Origin of the sequence: Sphingosinicella humi, assembly GCF_003129465.1 — a bacterium.
Lineage (GTDB): Bacteria > Pseudomonadota > Alphaproteobacteria > Sphingomonadales > Sphingomonadaceae > Allosphingosinicella > Allosphingosinicella humi.
Genome location: NZ_QFFF01000001.1, coordinates 1,597,973 through 1,618,710 on the forward strand (window position 1 = coordinate 1,597,973; position 20,738 = coordinate 1,618,710).

The 20,738-nt window shown below is 65.3% G+C and carries 20 protein-coding genes and 1 pseudogene; 10 read left to right on the forward strand and 11 right to left on the reverse strand.

The window, feature by feature from the left end; all coding sequences use genetic code 11:
- Complete coding sequence (locus tag DF286_RS07870) at positions 1-627, reverse strand: extensin family protein (RefSeq protein ID WP_341533234.1); 627 nt, start codon at positions 625-627, stop codon at positions 1-3.
- Positions 628-832: 205 nt separating this feature from the next.
- On the opposite strand from DF286_RS07870, the gene DF286_RS07875 reads away from it, so the two are divergent.
- From DF286_RS07875 to DF286_RS07890, 4 genes are all read left to right on the forward strand, one after another.
- Complete coding sequence (locus DF286_RS07875) at positions 833-1,987, forward strand: phosphoserine transaminase (protein ID WP_109270927.1); 1,155 nt, start codon at positions 833-835, stop codon at positions 1,985-1,987.
- 66 nt (positions 1,988-2,053) lie between these two features.
- On the forward strand, positions 2,054-3,631 hold the full coding sequence (gene serA / locus DF286_RS07880) for a phosphoglycerate dehydrogenase (protein ID WP_109270928.1): 1,578 nt from the start codon (positions 2,054-2,056) through the stop codon (positions 3,629-3,631).
- A 64-nt stretch (positions 3,632-3,695) separates the two neighbouring features.
- Positions 3,696-4,985: an adenylosuccinate synthase gene (locus DF286_RS07885; RefSeq protein WP_109270929.1), complete on the forward strand. Its 1,290-nt coding sequence runs from the start codon at positions 3,696-3,698 to the stop codon at positions 4,983-4,985.
- Between the two features lie 24 nt (positions 4,986-5,009).
- Positions 5,010-5,756: a class I SAM-dependent methyltransferase gene (locus tag DF286_RS07890; RefSeq protein WP_109270930.1), complete on the forward strand. Its 747-nt coding sequence runs from the start codon at positions 5,010-5,012 to the stop codon at positions 5,754-5,756.
- Positions 5,757-5,760: 4 nt separating this feature from the next.
- Here the strand turns inward: DF286_RS07890 and DF286_RS07895 are convergent, their stop codons facing one another.
- From DF286_RS07895 to DF286_RS07925, 7 genes and pseudogenes are all read right to left on the reverse strand, one after another.
- The gene (locus DF286_RS07895; protein WP_109270931.1) at positions 5,761-6,042 is read right to left on the reverse strand and encodes an acylphosphatase; all 282 of its coding nucleotides are present in this window, start codon (positions 6,040-6,042) and stop codon (positions 5,761-5,763) included.
- 33 nt (positions 6,043-6,075) lie between these two features.
- A complete protein-coding gene (locus tag DF286_RS07900) occupies positions 6,076-7,860 on the reverse strand; it encodes an SLC13 family permease (RefSeq protein ID WP_109270932.1) in 1,785 nt (594 codons plus the stop codon).
- 33 nt (positions 7,861-7,893) lie between these two features.
- Positions 7,894-8,018 (reverse strand): annotated as a pseudogene (locus tag DF286_RS07905) (chorismate synthase); the annotation flags it as partial.
- Positions 8,019-8,086: 68 nt separating this feature from the next.
- Positions 8,087-8,944: a DNA-methyltransferase gene (locus DF286_RS07910; protein WP_109270934.1), complete on the reverse strand. Its 858-nt coding sequence runs from the start codon at positions 8,942-8,944 to the stop codon at positions 8,087-8,089.
- Between the two features lie 4 nt (positions 8,945-8,948).
- Positions 8,949-9,272: an antibiotic biosynthesis monooxygenase gene (locus DF286_RS07915; RefSeq protein WP_109270935.1), complete on the reverse strand. Its 324-nt coding sequence runs from the start codon at positions 9,270-9,272 to the stop codon at positions 8,949-8,951.
- Complete coding sequence (dnaN, locus tag DF286_RS07920; RefSeq protein WP_109270936.1) at positions 9,272-10,384, reverse strand: DNA polymerase III subunit beta; 1,113 nt, start codon at positions 10,382-10,384, stop codon at positions 9,272-9,274. Before dnaN ends, DF286_RS07915 begins: the two co-directional genes overlap by 1 nt.
- Before the next feature lie 203 nt (positions 10,385-10,587).
- A complete protein-coding gene (locus DF286_RS07925; protein WP_109270937.1) occupies positions 10,588-11,238 on the reverse strand; it encodes an outer membrane protein in 651 nt (216 codons plus the stop codon).
- A gap of 139 nt (positions 11,239-11,377) precedes the next feature.
- Here DF286_RS07925 and DF286_RS07930 point away from each other — a divergent pair, with 139 nt between their 5' ends.
- Entirely contained in the window at positions 11,378-11,857 is a 480-nt protein-coding gene (locus DF286_RS07930) for a hypothetical protein (RefSeq protein WP_109270938.1), read from the forward strand.
- A gap of 41 nt (positions 11,858-11,898) precedes the next feature.
- Positions 11,899-13,101 carry a dual-specificity RNA methyltransferase RlmN gene (gene rlmN / locus DF286_RS07935; protein WP_243444766.1) on the forward strand — a complete coding sequence of 401 codons (1,203 nt, stop codon included), beginning with the start codon at positions 11,899-11,901 and terminating at the stop codon, positions 13,099-13,101.
- A 109-nt stretch (positions 13,102-13,210) separates the two neighbouring features.
- On the opposite strand, the gene DF286_RS07940 is transcribed toward rlmN, so the two are convergent.
- Positions 13,211-14,290 carry a winged helix-turn-helix domain-containing protein gene (locus DF286_RS07940; protein WP_243444767.1) on the reverse strand — a complete coding sequence of 360 codons (1,080 nt, stop codon included), beginning with the start codon at positions 14,288-14,290 and terminating at the stop codon, positions 13,211-13,213.
- 195 nt (positions 14,291-14,485) lie between these two features.
- On the opposite strand from DF286_RS07940, the gene DF286_RS07945 reads away from it, so the two are divergent.
- The 4 genes from DF286_RS07945 (at position 14,486) to DF286_RS07960 (ending at position 19,641) form a co-directional block, all read left to right on the forward strand.
- Positions 14,486-15,760 carry an SAM-dependent methyltransferase gene (locus DF286_RS07945; RefSeq protein WP_109270940.1) on the forward strand — a complete coding sequence of 425 codons (1,275 nt, stop codon included), beginning with the start codon at positions 14,486-14,488 and terminating at the stop codon, positions 15,758-15,760.
- A 127-nt stretch (positions 15,761-15,887) separates the two neighbouring features.
- Positions 15,888-16,907, forward strand: a complete 1,020-nt coding sequence (locus tag DF286_RS07950; protein ID WP_109270941.1) for a phosphatase PAP2 family protein — start codon at positions 15,888-15,890, stop codon at positions 16,905-16,907.
- A 118-nt stretch (positions 16,908-17,025) separates the two neighbouring features.
- Positions 17,026-18,609 carry a hypothetical protein gene (locus tag DF286_RS07955; protein ID WP_109270942.1) on the forward strand — a complete coding sequence of 528 codons (1,584 nt, stop codon included), beginning with the start codon at positions 17,026-17,028 and terminating at the stop codon, positions 18,607-18,609.
- Positions 18,610-19,641 carry a glycosyltransferase family 2 protein gene (locus tag DF286_RS07960; protein WP_109270943.1) on the forward strand — a complete coding sequence of 344 codons (1,032 nt, stop codon included), beginning with the start codon at positions 18,610-18,612 and terminating at the stop codon, positions 19,639-19,641.
- Here the strand turns inward: DF286_RS07960 and DF286_RS07965 are convergent.
- Positions 19,575-20,303 (reverse strand): class I SAM-dependent methyltransferase, encoded by a 729-nt coding sequence (locus DF286_RS07965; RefSeq protein WP_109270944.1) that lies wholly within the window; start codon positions 20,301-20,303, stop codon positions 19,575-19,577. The genes DF286_RS07960 and DF286_RS07965 overlap by 67 nt on opposite strands.
- Positions 20,303-20,701: a GtrA family protein gene (locus DF286_RS07970; protein WP_109270945.1), complete on the reverse strand. Its 399-nt coding sequence runs from the start codon at positions 20,699-20,701 to the stop codon at positions 20,303-20,305. Before DF286_RS07970 ends, DF286_RS07965 begins: the two co-directional genes overlap by 1 nt.
- Positions 20,702-20,738: the final 37 nt, after the last annotated feature.

The window sequence follows — 20,738 nt, forward strand, 5'->3', positions numbered from 1 at the left end:
TTAGCGGCAATAGGGTCCCTGTCCCATGTCAAAATGAAAATGGTTATGGTGGAGCGAGTTGGCTTCGGGACCAAGGGTAATGCCGAAACGACGACAGCCGGCCTGATGGACCGCCCGAAGGAAGGCGCGGACATCGTCATCGTCGCTGTTCCATCCTTCGAGCACGGTGATGCGCCGGCCGTCGCGCAGGACGAAAGCGGAAATGTCGACGGCGTTGGCGCGGCCATGCTCGCTGAGCTTTCCGCCGGCCATGCCATTGACCGGGCGGCAGGCGTAGGTGCCGAAGCTTTCGATCTTCACGACGTCGCTGCTCAGCCAGCTTCGGGCGGCGGGCTGCACCGCCTGGCGCGTCCAGCGCGCATATTCGCGCGCGAGCGGGCAGGTCATGGCGCCCAGATTGGCCGTGGGCGTTCCGATATCGAGCAGCTGCACCGCACCGATCGCCGAGCAGCCGCCGCCGAAATTTCGGTCCGGCAGCACCTCGAACCGGACACGCTCCCGCGACAGGTCGGCCAGGCATTGGCGCGTGTCGGGATCCGATCTGGCGGCGCGAGGCTCCTCCCGCGAAGGCTCGGCCCGCCGCGGCTCGCTGGAAGGAATGCATCCTGCCAGCAGCAGCGTCGCCAATATGAGCCCCCGTCTCCCCATCAGTAGAAGGTGACCGAGGGGGAGTCTGGCGGTCAAGACGTCACCGGCCGCGACGAGTCGAACCGTTCCCGCTACGCGCCAATATGCGGCGGGCCGGTTGACAGGCCCGCCGCCTCCTTTAAGGCCGCTGGCGGGCCACGCCGTCCCAACGCGGCGCGCGCTCTCTGGAAGGAGAGACTGAAACGTGACGAATCATAAGCCAGAGGTGCGCCCGGCGCGCCCCTTTTTTTCTTCCGGTCCCTGCGCCAAGCCGCCGGGCTGGGGCCCCGAACATCTCGCATTGGGATCGCTTGGCCGTTCGCACCGGTCGAAGCTGGGTAAGGCGCGGCTCGCCTATGCCATCGAGCTGACGAGGAAGGTGCTGCGCGTGCCGGCGACGCACCGCATCGGGATAGTGCCCGGATCCGATACCGGCGCCGTTGAAATGGCGATGTGGACGATGCTCGGCGCCCGGCCGGTGACGATGCTCGCCTGGGAGAGCTTCGGCGAAGGCTGGGTCACCGATGCGGTGAAGCAGCTGAAGCTCGACGCGACCGTGATGAAGGCGGATTACGGCGCCTTGCCGGACCTGTCTGCGGTCGACCCCGCGACCGATATCGTATTTACCTGGAACGGCACCACCTCCGGCGCGCGCGTTCCGAACGGCGACTGGATCAGCGGCGAGCGCGAGGGTCTGACCATTTGCGACGCGACCTCGGCCTGCTTCGCCATGGAGCTGCCCTGGGACAAGCTCGATGTCGCCACCTACAGCTGGCAAAAGGTGCTGGGCGGCGAAGGCGCGCACGGCATGCTCATCCTCGGCCCCCGCGCGGTCGAGCGGCTCGAAAGCTACACGCCGGACCGGGCGCTGCCGAAAATCTTCCGCCTGACGAAAGGCGGCAAGCTGATCGAAGGCATCTTCAAGGGCGAGACGATCAACACACCCTCGATGCTGGCGGTGGAGGACTACATCCATTCGCTCGAATGGGCGCAGGGCCTGGGGGGGCTCAGCGCGCTCATCGCCCGCGCCGATGCGAACGCCGCAGCGGTCGACGCCTGGGTCGAAGCGACGCCCTGGGTCGAGCATCTCGTTGCCGATCCCGCGATCCGGACCAACACCGGCGTTTGCCTCAAATTCGCCGACTCCGCCGTTCGCGGCCTCGACGAGGAGGGGCAGAATGCGCTGGTGAAAAGCATGTCCGCCCTGCTGGAGGCAGAAGGCGCGGCCTACGACATCGCCAGCTATCGCGATGCCCCACCGGGCATCCGCATCTGGTGCGGAGCGACGGTGGAGACTGACGACATCGAGGCTCTCGGCCCCTGGCTCGACTGGGCCTTCGAGGAAGCCCGGACGGCTTAAGTTCACCGGCGAAAACCTGTGCCCAGACTGGACCCCGGCGTTCGCCGGGGAACAAGGAAATCAAAAATGCCCAAAGTTCTGATCTCGGATTCCATGGATCCCAAGGCCGCCGAAATCTTTCGCGCCAACGGCATCGAAGTCGATGAGAAGCCCGGCCTGTCAAAGGACGAGCTGAAGGCCATCATCGGCGACTATGACGGCCTGGCCATCCGCTCGGCCACCAAGGTGACGAAGGAGCTGCTCGAGGCCGCGACGAACTTGAAGGTCGTCGGCCGAGCCGGCATCGGCGTCGACAATGTCGATATTCCGGCCGCGTCGGCCAAGGGCGTGGTGGTGATGAATACGCCGTTCGGCAACTCGATCACGACGGCCGAGCATGCCATCGCCCTGATGTTCGCCGTCGCCCGGGAATTGCCGCAGGCCGACGTCTCCACCCAGTCGGGCAAGTGGGAGAAGAACCGCTTCATGGGCGTCGAGCTCACCGGCAAGACGCTCGGCCTGATCGGTGCCGGCAATATCGGCTCGATCGTCGCCGAACGCGCGCTGGGCCTCAGGATGCGTGTGATCGCCTATGATCCCTTCCTGACGCCGGAGCGGGCGATCGACCTCGGGGTGGAGAAGGTGGCGCTAGCCGATCTCCTCGCCCGCGCCGACTTCATTACCCTTCACACCCCGCTCACCGACCAGACGCGCAACGTCCTCTCGCGGGAAAATCTGGCCAGAACGAAGAAGGGGGTGCGGATCGTCAACTGCGCCCGCGGCGGCCTCATCGACGAGGTGGCGCTGAAAGAGGCGCTGGAGAGCGGGCATGTCGCGGGCGCCGCGCTCGACGTGTTCGTGGAGGAGCCTGCCAAGGCGAACCCGCTGTTCGGCACGCCGGGCTTCATCGCCACGCCCCATCTCGGCGCGTCGACCACCGAGGCCCAGGTCAACGTCGCCATTCAGGTCGCCGAGCAGATGTCGGATTATCTGATGACCGGCGGCGTCACCAACGCGCTCAATATGCCCTCGCTGTCGGCCGAGGAGGCGCCGAAGCTGAAACCCTATATGGAGCTGGCGCAGCAGCTGGGTTCGCTGATCGGCCAGCTTGTGGGGCGGCACATCACCAATGTGGCCATCGAGGTCGAAGGCGCGGCCGCGGATCTCAACCCGAAGCCGATCACAGGCGCCGTGCTGGCCGGGCTGATGCGGGTCTATTCGGACACGGTGAACATGGTGAACGCGCCCTTCCTCGCGAAGGCGCGCGGGCTCGATGTGCGCGAGGTGCGTCACGACCGCGAGGGCGACTATCACACGCTGGTCCGCGTCACCGCGAACACGCCCGACGGGCCGAAATCGGTGGCGGGTACCTTGTTCGGCAACGCCAAGCCCCGCCTCGTCGAGATGCTCGGGATGGGCATCGAGACCGAGCTTTTCGGCGAGATGATCTACATCGCGAACGACGATGCCCCCGGCTTCATCGGCCGGCTCGGCAGCACCTTGGGCGAAGCGGCCATCAATATCGGCACCTTCCAACTCGGCCGTCGGTCCGCCGGCGGGGAGGCCGTGCTGCTGCTTTCCGTGGACCACCATGTCGATCGCGGTCTGCTCGAACGGATCAAGGCGCTGCCCGGTGTTCGTGAAGTGAAGCCGCTGCGCTTCTAAGGCACGGCTGGACGCGGCAAGCGACTCCTCCTAGAGCCGGCGGGTCATTTTCCGGGGAAGAGCTTTGGCGAACGTAACCGTTATCGGCGGCCAGTGGGGCGACGAGGGCAAGGGCAAGATCGTGGACTGGCTGGCGAGCCGGGCCGATGTCGTTGCCCGCTTTCAGGGCGGGCATAATGCCGGCCACACGCTGGTGGTCGGCAACGAGACCTATAAGCTGTCGCTCCTGCCGTCGGGCATCGTCCGCGGCACATTGTCGGTGATCGGCAATGGCGTGGTGCTCGATCCCTGGGCGCTCAAGACCGAAGTCGAGAAGCTCACCGCCCAAGGCGTCTCAGTCACGCCCGAGACACTGCAGATCGCCGACAATTGCCCGCTCATCCTGCCCTTCCACCGCGATCTCGATGCGCTGCGCGAGGATGCGAGTGGCCAGGGCAAGATCGGCACGACCCGGCGCGGCATCGGGCCTGCCTATGAGGACAAGGTCGGCCGCCGCGCCATCCGCGTCTGCGACCTTGCTCATCTCGGCGATCTGGGACCGCAGATCGACCGGCTCTGCGCCCATCACGACGCGCTCCGCGCCGGCTTCGGCGAAGGGCCGATCGACCGGGCGCGGCTGGAGGCGGACCTGGGCGAGATCGCCGAGTTCGTCCTGCAATTTGCCAGGCCTGTCTGGCTGACGCTCAACGATGCGCGCGCGCGCGGCAAACGTATCCTGTTCGAAGGCGCACAGGGCGTCCTGCTCGACGTCGACCACGGCACCTACCCGTTCGTCACCTCCTCCAACACCATCGCGGGGACGGCGGCGGGGGGAACCGGGCTCGGGCCGTCTGCGGCCGGCTTCGTGCTCGGCATCGTCAAGGCCTACACCACCCGCGTCGGCTCCGGGCCGTTCCCGACCGAACTCGAGGATGAGATCGGCCAGCGTCTCGGCGAGCGCGGCCGTGAATTCGGCACCGTCACCGGTCGTCGCCGCCGCTGCGGCTGGTTCGATGCGGTGCTGGTGCGCCAGTCGATGGCGGTTTCCGGCGTCACCGGCATCGCCCTCACCAAGCTCGACGTCCTCGACGGGCTGGACGAGATCAAGATCTGCACCGGATATCGCCTCGACGGCCGAACGCTCGACCATTTCCCCGCCCATGCCGGGGACCAGGCGGCGGTGGAGCCGATCTACGAGAGCGTCGAAGGCTGGTCCCAGTCGACCGCTGGCGCGCGCAGCTGGGCGCAGCTTCCGGCCCAGGCCGTCAAATACATCCGGCGGGTCGAGGAACTGATCCAGTGTCCCGTCGCTTTGGTTTCCACCAGTCCGGAGCGCGAGGACACCATCCTGGTGCGCGATCCGTTCGCCGATTGATAAACCACAGGTGCGGAAGAGACAGTGACCTCGAGAGAGACGACCGGAATCCTTCCGCGCGCGCAGGCTGGCACAGAGTGGGCAAAGCATGAGCGGACCATCCGCGAATGGGCTACCCTATTCGCGTTCGGGCCGATCAACACGCCCTGGCTGCTGAAAAGCCTGTACGGCGGCAGCCAGGAACGCAAACGCGCGCTGCTCGAAAAGCTGGACCTTCCCGCCGACGCGCTGCCGCACCTGGGCAGTTGGAAAGCCGATGTCGGGCTGCTCCATCTGGTGGCCGATCATATTCTCGACCGTCGCCCCAAGGTGGTGGTGGAATTCGGCGCCGGCGCCTCGACCCTCATCGTCGCGCGGGCGCTGCAGATGGCCGGCGGCGGCACGCACATCGCCTTCGACCAGCATAAGGAGTTCGTCGAGGCGACCGGCGACTGGCTCGCCGAGCACGGCCTTTCCGCCGATCTTCGCGCCGTGCCGCTAGTGCCGTCGCCGGGCGGCTGGCCGGGAATGTGGTACGATCATGAGCCGCTGCCCGACGCGATCGACTTCATGCTGATCGATGGTCCGCCCTGGACCATACATCCCTTCACCCGCGGCGCGGCGGCGACCCTGTTCGGCCGGATCACGCCGGGCGGCGTCGTCATGCTCGACGACGGTGCGCGTCCCGGCGAGCGGGTCGTCGCCCGCCGCTGGCGCAAGCTCTGGCCGGATTTCGACTTCGATTTGGTCAAGAGCGGCACCAAGGGAACGCTGATCGGCCGCCGCCGCTAGTTTCTTATTCGGTCGGGCGCTGCTGAAATCCGTCGGGCGCGGGCTCTCCCGTCTCCTGCACATCGACGTCGGTGACCTGCGCCGCTGACGGCCCTTGGCGGCACTGCTCGATCAGCGTCTCAATCGCCTCGCTAGGGCCGGAGGCGAGTATCTCGACGCTGCCGTCGCGGCGATTGCGGACCCAGCCGCTGAGGCCGAGCGAGCGCGCCCGCTCCACCGTCCAGCCTCGATAGAACACGCCCTGGACGCGGCCGCGCACCCGGAGTCTCTTGGCGGTGACCGTCATGGGAGGCACGATTACCCGCTCCGGCAGCGTGAGTCAGTAGAGGAAGAGGATGGCGGTGCAGACTGCCACGCCGACGATGATGTTCATCGGCACCCCGATCCTGACGAAGTCGGCGAAGCGATATTCGCCGGCCGCGTAAACGAGGGCGTTGGTCTGATAGCCGATCGGGGTGGCGAAGCATGCCGACGCCCCGATCATCAAGGCGAGCACCAGGGGGCGGGGATCGATGCCGAGGTCTCGGGAGAGGCCGATCACGATAGGCGTCAATATCGCCGCGACGGCATTGTTGCTGAGTAGCTCCGACAGGAGGACGGTGAAACCGTAGACGAGGAAGACCAGCAAGGCCGGCGAGGCGTCGATAAGCAGGGGCGTCAGCCACGTGATCATGAGGGCGACGCTGCCCGCTTCCTCCAGCCCGAAGCCGACGGCCAGCATGGCGACGATCAGGATCAGGACGTCGCCGTCGATCGCGCTCCACGCCTCCTCGGCATCGATGCAGCGCGTGACCAGAATGGCCGCGACGGCGAGAATGGCGGCCACGGCAATGGACATGACATCAAGCGCGGCGAGCGTGACCGCGACGGCAAGAGCCGCGACCGCGATCGGCGCCTTGTCGCGACGGAAGGCCCGGGTCGGCGCGATATCGACGCCCAGCAGATGCTGGTTCTCGCGCAGCCGGTCGATCTCGACCTCGTCGCCGGCGACGAGCAGCCGGTCGGCCGCCCTGATCCGCACATTGGTGACGTCGGGGCCGGGAAGATGGTTGTAGCGGGCGACGCCAAGCAGACGCACGCGCAGCTTGTGCAGGAACGGGATCTCGCCCAACCGCTGCCCGATCCACGGGTGCGACGGCGCGACCATGGTCTCGACGACATTGTCGCCCTTGGTCGGCGGGCCGGCCGTGCCCGTCACCCCGACATCGAAATCGCGGCTGCTGCGCAGCGTCATCAACTCCACCGCGCTGGCGCGGACGACCAGCCGATCGTTCGCCCTCAAATGATGATCCTCGAGATCGCGCCGGATCGTCTCGGCGCCGCGCTTGATGCCGAGCAGCTTGGCATCCCGCTTGAACAGGGGGAGCTTGGTGACGGGTTTGCCGATCTGCTGGCTCTCCGCCCGGATGGTGAGTTCGGTCAGATAATGCTGCCCCCCCGCGGCGCCGCTTCTTTTCTCAGTGGAGGTGAGGTCTTTCGGAAGCAGCGGCGTCAGCACGAGCAAGCCCACGATGCCGGCGGCGAGACCGGCGAGGCCGTAGGGCGTGATTTCGAAGATGTCGAACGGCAGCATCCCCGCCTCTTGGGCGAGACCATCGACGATCAGGTTGGTGGAGGTGCCGATCAGCGACAGGCAGCCGCCGAGCACGGCCAGGATCGACATCGGCATCAGCAGCCGCTTGGCCGGAATGCCGGTGACGTCCGCCAAGCGGAACATGATCGGTATCATGATGACCACGACCGGCGTGTTGTTCATGAACGGGGACGCGACGAGCATCCCTGCGAACACCTCGATGAGCGCGAGCCGCGGATGCTTCTCAGCTCGCGCGACGATGACGTTTGCGACGGCCTCGATGGCGCCTGTGCGCATCAGCGCGCCCGACAGGATCAGCATCGCTCCGATCGCTATCGGGGCGCTGTTGGAAAAGGCCGAGAACAGCCCGTCGGCGTCGAGCAGCCCCGTGGCCAGGAATGCGCAGGCGCCGAGGAGCGAAACGACGGAAACCGGATAGCGCTCGCGGAGGAACTCGACGAACATCACCGCGAGGATGATCAGCCCGATGACCGCGCTGTTGGCGTCAATATACTCTTGGGCCCCCTCCATCACGAACGATCAACGCGCCCGCGTGCCATTGGCCGCACCGCGGATGCCGACGCAGGGGTGATGGCGTCGACCCGTCAACAATTCCACGGGCTCGCCGGCAGCGGTCACGGTTTTCATCGGGGCGTCACGATAGAAGAGGTCGGCTTGAACGCAACCCGCCACGGCCGCTGGTCGTGGAAATGCCGCCGGCATGATCGCTTCGCGCCAGGTCATCGCGCGCTCGTTCCTAGCGCTCCCCGGCTCTCAGGCGAGCGACGGCCGCCTTGGCATAGGCCGGGTCGATCTCGAAGCCGGTTCCCGTGCAGCCCAGCTTCTCCGCGGCGACGAGGGTGCTGCCGGCGCCGAGGAACGGGTCCAGCACGGTCGCATTGGCGACCCCGTGGAGCTTGATACAGCGCTCCGGCAGCTCGACGGGAAAGCCCGCCGGATGATCGAACTTCTGCGCGCGCGACTTCACCGTTCGGTAGGGGATGAACCAGCTGTTCCCCGCGCAGCGAACGGGGGAACCATGTTTCCAGCGCGAGATGTTGGTCTTGTCCTTGTAGGGTACGCCGACGGCGAGCCGGTCCACCTCGACCGCGCCGGTCTTCGTGAAATGGAATACGGCCTCGTGATTGTTGTTGAGATAGCGGCGGCTGGTGATCGGCTTGAAGTGGCCGACGGTGTCCTCGCCGATGCTGACCGACTTCACCCAGACGATATGATTCTGGAGCACGAAGCTGTCGCGAAAGGCGCCCGCCACGTCCATCGCGATCCAGGGATCCGAGTTGGTGCCGCCGACATTGAGGAAAAAGGAGCCGCTGGGCGCCAGCACGCGGGCCAGCTCCCCAGCGATACGAGCAAGCCAGGCGAGATAGTCCGCACGCGGCCGCTGGTCGTCATAGCTGTTGTAGGCGACGCCGATATTGTAGGGCGGCGAGGTTACGATGACGTCGATCGACGCGGCGGGCAGGCGGGCGAGCAGGTCGACGCTGTCCCCGTGGACGATGCGTTGTTTTCCCACCCGCCATTCGCAAGGCTGCGCGGCGGCAACCTCCTCGGCAAGGGAAGCCTCGCCACCGGTCGACCGGCCCGGTCTGGTCACGCGTTCACCCTGGCTGCTCCCGCCGGTCTAGCACTTCATAATGGACGGCATGCGCATCGAAGCGGGAGAGCACCGCCCTTGCCGCGGCGGGGACGTGGCTGACGGTGTAATCCTCGCCCATGAAGTCGGACACGTCGGCGATGCTGTCGAACCACATCAGGGTCTGGAACTCGACTTCGTCGCCGGCATCGCGGCGCATCAGGTCGATATGGCGGAAGCCCGGGATGCGCCGCGCCTCGATGCCGGGGATGACTTCGCCGCGGACGATCCGCTCATAGGCTGCGGCGTTTGCCGGACTCGTCCAGCCTCGCCACAGCCGGCAGATCATCAGACCCGCATCGGCATCAGCACGTAGAGCGCCGGCGCCTTGTCATTCTCGCGCAAGAGGGTCGGGGCGGCGGCGTCGGCGAGATGGACCTCGACGGTGTCGCCTTCGATCTGGCCGAGGATGTCGAGCAGATAGCGGGCGTTGAAGCCGATCTCGAGCGCTTCGTTGGCATAGTCGCCGGGCACTTCTTCGGCGGCGGTGCCCTGCTCGGGGCTGGTGACCGATAGGGTCACGCGGTCGCGGTCGAGCGCCATCTTCACCGCTCGGGTCTTCTCGCTGGCGATGGTGGCGACGCGGTCGACGCCCTCCTCGAAGGAGCGCGGATCGATCTTCAGCAGCTTGTCGTTCGCCGTCGGGATGACGCGGCTGTAGTCGGGGAAGGTGCCGTCGATCAGCTTGGAGGTCAGGATCGCGCTGCCGAGGCCGAAGCGGACCTTCGATTCGGAAAGCGAGATTTCGACCGTGCCGTCGAGCTCGTCGAGCAGCTTGCGGAGCTCGCCGACGCACTTCCTCGGGATGATGACGTCCGGCATGCCCTCGGCGCCGGCCGGGCGCGGCACCGTCACGCGGGCGAGGCGGTGGCCATCGGTGGCGGCCGCCTTCAGCACCGGCTGCGCCTCATCCGAGACGTGGAGGAAGATGCCGTTCAGATAGTAGCGCGTCTCTTCGGTCGAGATGGCGAAGCGGGTTTTGTCGATGATCTGGCGGAGCGTCGCTGCGGGAAGCTCGAACTTGGTCGGAAGGTCGCCCTCGGCGATCACCGGAAAATCGTCGCGGGGCAAGGTGGCGAGGTTGAAGCGGGCGCGGCCGGCATTGATCTGCATCTTGCCCTCGGCGGCGCTCAGCTCGACCTGGCTGCCTTCGGGAAGCTTGCGGGCGATGTCGAAAAGCGTGTGGGCGGAGACGGTGGTCGCGCCGGGCTGGGTGACGTTGGCCTCGACGGTCTCGTTCACCTGCAGGTCGAGGTCGGTCGCCATCAGGCGGATCGTGCCGTCTTCGGTGGCTTCGATCAGCACGTTGGACAGAATCGGGATGGTGTTCCTGCGCTCCACCACAGACTGGACGTGCCCCAGGCTCTTGAGAAGCGTAGCCCGTTCGATCGTCGCCTTCATTACTGACCCCTGCCGCATTTTCCGGTTTAGTCCGCCGGTTATAACGAGCGTGGCGACGCCCGCCAGAGGGTAGTGACGGAAAAAAGAAGGGCCGGACGTCGTCGCCGCCCGACCCTAGTCTCGTCATGCCAGCAAAGGCTGGGATCTCATTTGTCAGGCTACGGCCCTTCTCCACGAGACACCGGATGACTCCGCTGCGCGGGTCAGAAGCGGAAGCCGACGCCGGCGACCACCTGGTGACGGTCGAGGTCGATGTTCCGGGTGACGTCGGTGGCGCCCTCGATGTTGTGCTCGATATTGTTGTAGTTCGAATAGCGATATTCGAGCTTGCCATAGGCATTGGGGCCGAACAGCTGCTCGACGCCCGCGCCGACGCGGAAGCCGTCGGCATTGTCATCGAACTCGACAGTATTGTCGACGCCCTCGTAATTCGCCTCGACGGCGAGGTTGGTGTAGCCGCCCTTGGCGTAGATCATCGTGCTCGGTGCCACCTGCATGCCAACACGGCCGCCGACATAAAGGTCGCGTCCCGTCTCGATGCTGCGGGTGAAGCCGTCGATGCTCTCGTCCGAATCCTGCTCGCCGGACGATTCCATGAACTCGCCCTCGACGCCCAGGATCACGCCGCCGACGTCATAGTCGTAGCCGACGCCGACGCCGAAGCCGACGCCGTCGATCGTTTCGTCGCCTTGGTCGGTGGCCGTGTCGGCGTCGTCCTCGCGTTCGCCGGAGCGCAGGGAGTCATAGCCGATCAGGCCTTCGACCCGCGGGCCCGTGAAGGGCGACGTGGGTTGGGCCATCGCCGGAAACGCGACGCTGCCGGCCAGCAGGGCGGCGATAACATAACTACGCATACCTAAACTCCATTCGTTACGTGCCCTCATTGGGGAACGGCGAGCCCAGCGAACGCGGCTCCGGTAAGTTTCATTAACCCAAGATAAACGCGATTTTCTGTTGCCATCGCGCCACAGACCGTTGAACTGTGGAGGCGCGATGCGGGGCGCGATCATCCTCCTTTTGTTGCTGAATCTTGCCGCTCCGGCCGCGGCCCAGCGCCAGTCGCTCGGCGCATTTTTTCAGTGGGGCGCGTTCGAGGAACCCGGCCGCTGCTTTGCGATCGCGGAGCCGGAACGTTCGCTACGGCCACTGGAGTGGAAGCCGTTCGCCTCGGTCGGCTACTGGCCGGATCGCGGCGCCCGCGGGCAGCTTCATGTCCGCCTCAGCCGGCAGAAGCGGGAGGGATCGGCCGTGCTGCTGAAGATCGACGACCGCACCTGGCAGCTGATCGGCGGCGGCAACAACGCCTGGGCGCCGGATCGACGCGTCGATGCAGAGATCGTCGCGGCGATGCGCACCGGCGTCGACATGACCGTCGAGACGCGATCGGCCAGCGGGGCCAGGGTTCGCGACTATTATCTGCTGAGGGGCGCCGCCACCGCGATCGATGCCGCCGCCATCGCCTGCGCGCGCTAGCGCTAGAAAAAAGCCACATTCGTCACTACATGGCGCCTCTCATGACAGCTGCCATGCCCATTCCGGGTCTTATCGACCCTGTTCCCGTGCCGCGCGCTCCCGCCGTGGGCGACGACCCGCGCACTGACCTCGTCGGCCTGTCGAGGGAAGCGATTCGGGCGGCGCTGGAGGAAGCGGGGCTGGATGCGCGCCAGGCGAAGCTTCGCGCCAAGCAGCTCTGGCACCAGATCTACAATCGCGGCGCCACCGGCTTCGAAGCGATGAGCGACATCGCCAAGCCGCAGCGGGCGTGGTTCGCCGAGCGCTTCCGGATCGGGCGGCCGGACGTCGTCGTGCAGCAGGTCTCGACCGACGGCACTCGCAAATGGCTGCTCAAGGCCGGTGACGGCCATGACTTCGAGATGGTGTTCATCCCGGATGCGGATCGGGGCACGCTCTGCGTCTCCAGCCAGGTCGGCTGCACCCTCAATTGCCGCTTCTGCCACACCGGCACGATGCGGCTGGTTCGCAATCTCACCGCCGGCGAGATCGTCGGCCAGGTGATGCTGGCCCGCGATGCGCTCGGCGAATGGCCGTCCCAGCCGGAGGGGCGCATGCTTTCCAACATCGTCATGATGGGCATGGGCGAGCCGCTCTACAATTTCGACAATGTCCGCGACGCGCTGAAGATCGTGATGGACGGCGACGGCCTTGGCTTGTCGCGCCGCCGGATCACCCTTTCGACCTCGGGCGTCGTGCCGATGATGGCCAAGGCGGGCGAGGAGATCGGCGTCAATCTCGCCGTCTCGCTCCATGCCGTGACCAAGGAAGTCCGCGACGAGATCGTGCCCCTCAATCGCAAATATGGCATCGAGGAGCTGCTGGAGGCCTGCGCGGCTTATCCCGGCGCCAACAACGCCCGCCGCATCACCTTCGAATATGTGATGCTGAAGGACAAGAACGACAGCGACGAGGATGCGCGCGAGCTGGTCCGCCTGATCCGCAAATACAAGCTTCCGGCCAAGGTCAATCTCATCCCGTTCAATCCCTGGCCCGGCGCACCCTATGAATGCTCGACCGACGAGCGGGTCGAGCGCTTCTCCGACATCATCTTCGAGGCGGGCATCAGCGCCCCCATCCGCCGCCCGCGCGGCCGCGACATCATGGCGGCCTGCGGCCAGCTCAAATCGGCGGCGGAAAAGAAGAGTCGCGCGGAGCTCGATCGCCTGGCCGAGGAAAAGCTGGCGGCGCTGCCCGCCGTCTGAACACGCGGGTGATCGTCATTGCGAGCAAAGCGCAGCAATCCAGCTCGGCACAACTGGATTGCGTCGTCACTGCGCTCCTCGCAATGACGAGAATCTAAAACGACTTCTCCTAGCGGTGCCGGTGATCGATCGTTTCGAGGTCGAGCCACTTCGCCATGAGCTGGAGTTCATTTTCGAGCCACTCGCTCGTTTCCGCCGGCGCGTCAGGCTCCAGGGTCGTCGCTTGGACCAGGAGACGGGAGTGCCGGCGGTCTGCCTTCAGATCGACGCGGGCGACGAGCCGGTCGTCGAGCAGGAAGGGCAGGACATAATAGCCATGCGTCCGCTTTTCCGCGGGCGTGTAGATTTCGATTCGATAGCGAAAGCCGAACAGCCGCTCCGCGCGACCGCGGTGCCAGATCAGCGGATCGAAAGGGGCGAGCAGGGCCTGGCCTTCGATACGTCGCGGCCAGCGGGCCTCGCGGTGCAGGTAAGCCGGTCTGCTCCAGCCTTGCACGCTCACCGGAACGAGCACCCCGTCCTCGACCAGCTCCTTCACCGCCGTCGCCGTTGATGCGGGATCCAGGCGGAAATAGTCGCGCAGGTCGGCCTCGGTGGCGATGCCCAACGCTCCAGCGGCAAGTGCCACCAGCGCCCGCTTCGCTTCGGCTTCGGCAGGCGTCGGCAAGGTAAGGATAGCAGGCGGGATCACGCGCTCGGGGATGTCGTACACCCGCTCGAAGCTTACGCGGCGGGTGGCAGTCGTGATGTGTCCGGCCCAGAACAGCCATTCCAGTGCCTGCTTCGTATGGCCCCAGCCCCACCAGCCGCCATTGCCCTTGCCCTGGTCGAAATCGGAGGCGGCGAGGGGGCCTTCCATCCGGATGCGCGCCAATATCGCCTCGGCTTCGGGGCGACGCTGCCCTGCAAAGGCGCGCAGGCTTCGCCAGCCGATCTCGCCCCGATCGGCCGCCGCCATGCGCCAGCGCAGGAGAGGATGCAGATCGAACGGAAGCAGCGACGCTTCGTGCGCCCAATATTCGAACAGCCGCCGCTCCCGCTTGTTTCGCCCCCAGGCCGCCCGGTCGAGAAGCTGGCGATCATAGACGCCGAGGCGGGAAAAGGCCGGCAGATAATGGGCGCGGGCGAGGACGTTGACGCTCGATCTGGTGGAGCCCCAGGCGCTCGACGGTGCGGCGGAGATGACCATGGTTGGTGCGATCGGGTCGCGTCCGACCGAAACCCTGCGCGGCGAGCGCGATGCGGCGAGCCTGGGCGAGCGAGATACGTTCTTTCATGCGGCCGCGGGACTGTCCTGCATAGCGGCAGCGATGCCTCACCGGACCCCGGCTGGCAACGCTCGACGCCGATTGCTTCCGTTTCGATTTGAGGTAACATCGAGCCCATGTGGCTGCTGGCTAAGCTGCTTGCGCGCGTGGTTAAGCGCGGTGAGCTTCTGGTGATCGACCATGACGGGCGGGAATATCGCTTTGGCGTCCCCGATCCGGAACGCCGCCGAGTCGTCGTCCGACTGACCGACCGGCGCGCCGCATTAGACATCGCGCGGGACCCGCGGCTCGGCGGGGGCGAGGCCTATATGAACGGCCGACTGGTGATGGTCGAAGGCGAGATACTCGATCTCCTCGACCTGTTCCGCTCCAACGCGCCCTGGGGCCGAGGACGTGGCGACGGGGGCGTGAAGAAGAGCGGCAGCCGCCTGCTGGCGCGGCTCGACCGGCTCAACTGGCAGCAGCGCTCGAAGCAGAACGTCGCCCATCATTACGACCTGTCGGACCGGCTCTACGACCTCTTCCTCGACGCGGACCGGCAATATAGCTGCGCCTATTTCACCGATCCCGGCAACAGCCTGGACCAGGCTCAGGCGGACAAAAAGGCGCATATCGCGTCCAAGCTCTATTTGCAGCCCGGGCAGCGGGTGCTCGACATAGGCTGCGGCTGGGGCGGCATGGCGCTCTACCTCAACCGCGTCGCCGACGTGGATGTGCTCGGCATCACCTTGTCGGAGGAGCAGCTGAAGGTCGCACGCCGCCGCGCCGAGGAAGCGGGCGTCGCGGAGCGGGTCAAGTTCGAGCTGATCGACTATCGCGACATCGACGGCACGTTCGATCGGATCGTGTCTGTCGGCATGTTCGAGCATGTCGGGCCGCCGCATTACCGGACCTTCTTCCGCCAATGCCGCAGCCTCCTTAAGCCGGACGGCGTGATGCTGCTGCACACGATCGGCCGCATGGGCGAGCCGGGGGTGACGGACGCCTGGACGCGCAAATATATTTTCCCCGGCGGCTACATCCCGGCGCTTTCGGAAATCGTGCGGGCCAGCGAGCGCACCAAGCTCATCCTCGCCGACGTCGAGACGCTGCGCCTTCATTACGCCTATACCGGCGAGCATTGGTATCGCCGCGTGACGGAGAAGCGCGACGAAATCGTGACGCTCTATGACGAGCGCTTCTTCCGCATGTGGCAATTCTATCTGGCGGGCGTCGTCGTCACCTTCCGCTACGGCGGCATGGTGAACTACCAGCTCCAATACATCCGAGACCGCCACGCCCTGCCGATCACCCGCGACTATATGGCCGAGGCGGAGGACCGCTATCGGGCCGTCGCACCGACGTCCGCGCGTGCCCGCTTGCGACCGGCGGAGAGCGAGTTGGCTGAATAAGCCGAGGCGCCGCTAACGCATTGGACCTCAAGTCCCGATCGTTAATCGCATTAACCATTCCTTCTAAGTTCGCTGGCTAGCTACGTGCAACGGCACAGGGTCCGACGGATAGGTGACGGAATTTGCGATGACCGATCGTGACTGGCTGGCGCCGAGTATCGCCCTCACTGTTGCGTCGGGCCTGATCGCCATCGTTCTGATCCCGGACTACGCGGGCGTCATGCCAGCGGTCATGATACTTCCTTACTGGATGCTTGCATCGGCGGTCCTGGCGAGCATCTGCTGGTTCTTGTCCATGCTGATCGCACGCGTGGATAGCCCGATTGCTCATATGCGCAAGGCTGTCGCCAATGACCCACGACGCGCGGGGCTAGGAGTATTCTGCATATTCCTTGCCGGCATCAACATGACGACCTTCATGTGGACAAAGCCATTATTGAATTACTTGGTTCCGTTTTGGGCGGACCCGCTACTGGCCAATGTTGATCATGCAGTATTTTTCGGCCGTGACCCTTGGACGCTGCTCACGTGGCTGAACTCAACTCCAGCTGCGATATTCTACCATAGAGGCTGGTTCGCACTGATGATCGTGACCTTGGTGATCGTTCTCGCCGCTCCTCCGTCGCCAAGAAAATCGGCCGTCATGCTGACTTATTTCACCCTATGGTCAGTCGTCGGTCCCCTGGTGCACTCTACTCTGCCCGCAGCGGGCCCCATTTTCTTCGATCAATTGGGTTACGGGAATCGTTTTTCAGACCTGCACAGCGTTTCGGAGACAAAGGACGCCGCGACCTATCTCTGGGCAATCTATTCGAGCAACGGTTTCGGTCCTGGCAGCGGCATCTCAGCCATGCCCTCACTCCACATCGCCACAACCGCCTGGATGATGATCGCAGTACATATTTTTGCGCGGCGCTTGATGATGCCCATGGCAATCGCGGGCATCTTCATTTTTCTACTCTCGATTGCGCTCGGTTGGCACTATGCCGCCGACGGTATTGTCGGGGCGGGGTGCGCCGTCTTGTGCTTTCAGTTGTTGCACAAATTCTATCGCGGGCGGCGCCTCTTGGCGTCGAAGCTTGCGGGCAATCCAGCTGATTCCCGGGCCACTCCAATTCAGGCCAGGGAAGCGCACGTCATCGAGTGAGCGGGCTCCCATCCCAGAACCAGCCGCCCTGTCTGGGGCGATCCTGGCGGCCCGTCTACGCTAGCGCTCCCTTTGTTGTCGATTGACGTCGCTCGTGAAGCAGGAAAAACGAGCTTGTATGACCGTGGGCGCAATCGGCAACGATGACGAGAAATTGCGGGGCTGGTGGCAGACCCGCAGCTTTGCGTTCGCGCTCGTCCTGCTAACCGCGCTTCCGCTGGTCTGGCCGGATATACCGCCGCTCGTCGATCTGCCCGGCCACATGGGGAGGTACGAGGTTCAGCTCAATCTTGCTTCGTCGCCCGGCTTGCAGCGCTTCTACGATTTCGACTGGGCATTGATCGGCAATCTTGGCCTCGATCTGTTGGTGATTGGAGCGGCAAAGCTCTTTGGGCTGGAGCTCGCCGTCAAGCTGATCGTGATCGCCATTCCGCCATTGACGGTGGCCGGCTTTCTTTGGGTGGCCCGCGAAGTTGCAGGGCGCTTGCCACCCACGGCCATATTCGCCGCGCCGCTCGCTTATGGTTTCCCGTTTCACTTCGGCTTCCTAAATTTCGCGCTCTCGATGGCGCTGGCCTTCCTCGCCTTCGCGCTGTGGTTGCGTCTCGCGCGGCTTGGCCATCTGGCGATGCGCGCCGCGATCTTCGTTCCGATCTCCTTTCTTATCTGGCTGGTCCACACCTACGGCTGGGGCACGCTCGGCGTCATGGCCTTCTCGGCGGAGCTCGTCCGCCAGTACGATCTTGGCCGTCCCTTCCTGAAAGCCGGGTTCAGGGCGGGACTGCATTGCCTCGTTCTGGCGCCGCCGGTCCTGCTCATGCTGCTGTGGCGCAGTGGAGGTCATGTCGAAGGCCGAACAATTGATTGGTTCAACTGGGAGCGCAAGTTCGACTGGCTGATCATGGCGCTACGGGATCGGTGGGAGATTTTCGATCTCGCCTCGCTCGCCCTAATCGGCCTGTTGCTTCTATTCGCCCTGTTCAGCCGGCGCCTTGAATATTCGCGCAATCTTGCCGCGTCGGCGGTGTTCCTGGCGCTCGTGTACCTGTTGCTCCCGCGTATCGTGTTCGGCTCCGCCTATGCCGACATGCGCCTCGTTCCCTACATGATCGCCGTCGCGGTCATCGCGATCCGCCTGAAGCCGAGCGCCGGCCGCCGCTTCGCTGGCGTGCTCGCCGCGCTCGGCATCGCCTTCCTGCTGGTCCGAACCATGTCGACGACCGTCAGCTTCTGGCTCTACGACCGCAGCTATGACCGGCTGCTCACCGCTCTGAATCATGTTCCGCCTGATGCCCGCATGGTCAGCTTCGTCGGCAGGGGGTGCGCCGATCCTTGGACGATGTCCCGGCTGGAGCATCTTCCCGCGCTGGCGATCGTCCGCCGCCACGCCTTTTCAAACGACCAGTGGGCGATGGCGGGCGCGCAACTGCTCGAGGTGGACTATCCCGCGGCGCGCGGGTTCGACACGGATCCTTCGCAGATCGTCACCGCCACAAGTTGCCGTGGGGAAGGCTGGCGAACCATCGACCGAGCCTTGGCTAATTTCCCGCGCAACGCCTTCGACTATGTCTGGCTGATCGAGCCGCCCGCTTATGCTCCCGTCCTTGCCCGCGGGATGGAAGAAGTCTGGCGCAGCGGCGCCAGCGTGCTCTATCGCGTGGTCGATCGGTCGACGCCGGGCGACCGCCAGCGAGGACAATGAATGAGCGCTCCTGCCCTGTCGGTTGTGATCCCCTGCTACAATGAGGCGGCGTGCCTGGCCGAGCTGCATCGCCGGGTGAGCGCGGCGGCGCGGGCGAGCGCGGGCGACTCCTATGAGATCGTGCTCGTCAATGACGGCTCGCGCGACGGCAGCTGGGCGGCCATGCAGGACCTGGCGCGGAACGACGAGCGGCTGGTGGCGATCAACCTCTCGCGCAATCACGGCCACCAGCTGGCGCTGACGGCGGGCCTCGACCTCTGTTCGGGCGAGCGCATCCTGATCATCGACGCCGATCTCCAGGACCCGCCGGAACTGCTGCCGCAGATGGTGGCGGAGATGGACGCGCAGGGGGCGGACGTCGTCTACGCCGTGCGCCGGGCGCGCGCGGGCGAAACGCATTTCAAGAAGGCGACCGCCAAGATTTTCTACCGGTTGCTGTCGCGGCTGACGGATGTGGAAATCCCGCTCGACGCCGGCGACTTCCGTCTGATGAGCCGCCGCGCCTTGGACGCGCTGCTGAGCCTTCCCGAGCAAGCGCGCTTCATCCGCGGCATGGTGGCGTGGGTCGGTTTTCGACAGGTGCCCTTTGCTTACGATCGGGCGGAGCGCTTCTCCGGCGTCACCAAATATCCGCTGGGCAAGATGATCAGCTTCGCGCTCGACGCGGTGACCGGATTCTCCACCGCGCCGCTGCGCCTGGCGAGCCATATCGGCCTATGGCTGGTCGGCGCCTCGCTGCTGCTGCTGCTCTACATCGCGATCGGCTGGCTGAGCGGCAGCACGATCCAGGGTTGGACGTCGCTGATGCTGGTCGTTGTGATTCTCGGCGCGGTGCAGATGTTCGTGCTCGGCATGATCGGCGAATATCTGGGGCGGCTCTATATCGAGGCGAAGCGACGGCCCCTCTACATCGTGTCGGATATTGCCGGACGAGCCGCCGGTCGGCCGCAGCTCGGCCATGTCGCTCACGAGGCCGAGACGATCGCGACCAGCGAGACCCCAGGCGGGAAGGGCATTCGCCCGATGAGGTGACGCTCGAAGCCGAACAGCGTCTCGAACAGTCCATTGACGGGTCCGGGCGGCAGCTTGTCGTCGCTGTCCTCCTTGCCGGTCAGCCGTCCCGCCAGCCGTGCGGCGGCGGCGAGCGGGAAGAGAAGACTGTTGAACCAACTCAGGAACTCGACATGCAGCCCTGCCTCCGCGACAGCCTTGCGGAGGGACCCGCGAGTGTAGCGACGATGATGGTGGTTCACGACGTCGTGCGTGCTCCACATCCAGGGGAAGGCCGGGACCGTGATCAGGATGCGGCCGCCTGGCTTCAGCCGGCGGGCGATGCTGGCGAGCGAGGCGCTATCCTCCCCGACATGCTCCAGCACGTCGAGGATCGCGACGAGATCGTAGTGATGGGTGGGAACGCCGGGGAGGTCCGGAAGCCTTGCCTCGCTCACGGCATGGCCGAGACGGCGGCTGGCGATCGCCCGGGCGGCCGCGTCGATCTCGATCCCATCGACGTGGCCGAAGCGGCGGAGCATGGCGAGATTGTGACCGGTTCCGCAGCCGATTTCGAGGATGCGGGCGTCCTTCGGCAGCCGGATTTTCCGTTCAATGAGGCGGGCCAGTATCTCCCGCCGCGCCCGGTACCACCAATGGCGGCTGTCGAGCTCCGCCATGCGGTCGTAGACGACACGCTCCATTAGACGAAAACCCAGCGGCGGTTGAGGGCGAAGGTGACGAAGGGCGTCACGAACAGCATGGGCACGATCGGCCACCAGGTGGGGCCGTCCAGCAACGGTCCGGTCAATATCCAGACGAATATGCTATTGAGACAGAAGCTTACCAGGGTGACGAGAAAGAAACGACCCGTCCGGCGCGCCGGATTGTCGCGACCGCCATGCCCCCGGAAACTCCAGCGGCTGTGCAGAACGTAGCCGATGGCGACGCAAAGCAGATGGGCGAGCCAATTGGCGATGAGCGGATGGACGCCCAGGAACGTCGCCGTGACCCAATAGAGGGCGGCGCCGAGCGCGGTGACGAAGGCGCCGGTAAGGCCATAGCGGACAAGCTGGCCGAACAGGACTGAAACGCCATCCATTCCTTGTCGCTCGCCTTAATCCCGCGGGTTGCCCTTT

Excerpts from the sequence above, each read along its gene's own strand:
- DF286_RS07945 (WP_109270940.1), top strand. The coding sequence starts at position 14,486 with ATGTGGCTGCTGGCTAAGCTGCTTGCGCGCGTGGTTAAGCGCGGTGAG.
- serA (WP_109270928.1), top strand. The coding sequence starts at position 2,054 with ATGCCCAAAGTTCTGATCTCGGATTCCATGGATCCCAAGGCCGCCGAA.
- DF286_RS07900 (WP_109270932.1), bottom strand. The coding sequence starts at position 7,860 with ATGGAGGGGGCCCAAGAGTATATTGACGCCAACAGCGCGGTCATCGGG.
- dnaN (WP_109270936.1), bottom strand. The coding sequence starts at position 10,384 with ATGAAGGCGACGATCGAACGGGCTACGCTTCTCAAGAGCCTGGGGCAC.
- DF286_RS07915 (WP_109270935.1), bottom strand. The coding sequence starts at position 9,272 with ATGATCTGCCGGCTGTGGCGAGGCTGGACGAGTCCGGCAAACGCCGCA.
- DF286_RS07895 (WP_109270931.1), bottom strand. The coding sequence starts at position 6,042 with ATGACGGTCACCGCCAAGAGACTCCGGGTGCGCGGCCGCGTCCAGGGC.
- DF286_RS07955 (WP_109270942.1), top strand. The coding sequence starts at position 17,026 with ATGACCGTGGGCGCAATCGGCAACGATGACGAGAAATTGCGGGGCTGG.
- DF286_RS07970 (WP_109270945.1), bottom strand. The coding sequence starts at position 20,701 with ATGGATGGCGTTTCAGTCCTGTTCGGCCAGCTTGTCCGCTATGGCCTT.
- rlmN (WP_243444766.1), top strand. The coding sequence starts at position 11,899 with ATGACAGCTGCCATGCCCATTCCGGGTCTTATCGACCCTGTTCCCGTG.
- DF286_RS07940 (WP_243444767.1), bottom strand. The coding sequence starts at position 14,290 with ATGGTCATCTCCGCCGCACCGTCGAGCGCCTGGGGCTCCACCAGATCG.
- DF286_RS07960 (WP_109270943.1), top strand. The coding sequence starts at position 18,610 with ATGAGCGCTCCTGCCCTGTCGGTTGTGATCCCCTGCTACAATGAGGCG.
- DF286_RS07950 (WP_109270941.1), top strand. The coding sequence starts at position 15,888 with ATGACCGATCGTGACTGGCTGGCGCCGAGTATCGCCCTCACTGTTGCG.
- DF286_RS07965 (WP_109270944.1), bottom strand. The coding sequence starts at position 20,303 with ATGGAGCGTGTCGTCTACGACCGCATGGCGGAGCTCGACAGCCGCCAT.
- DF286_RS07925 (WP_109270937.1), bottom strand. The coding sequence starts at position 11,238 with ATGCGTAGTTATGTTATCGCCGCCCTGCTGGCCGGCAGCGTCGCGTTT.
- DF286_RS07930 (WP_109270938.1), top strand. The coding sequence starts at position 11,378 with ATGCGGGGCGCGATCATCCTCCTTTTGTTGCTGAATCTTGCCGCTCCG.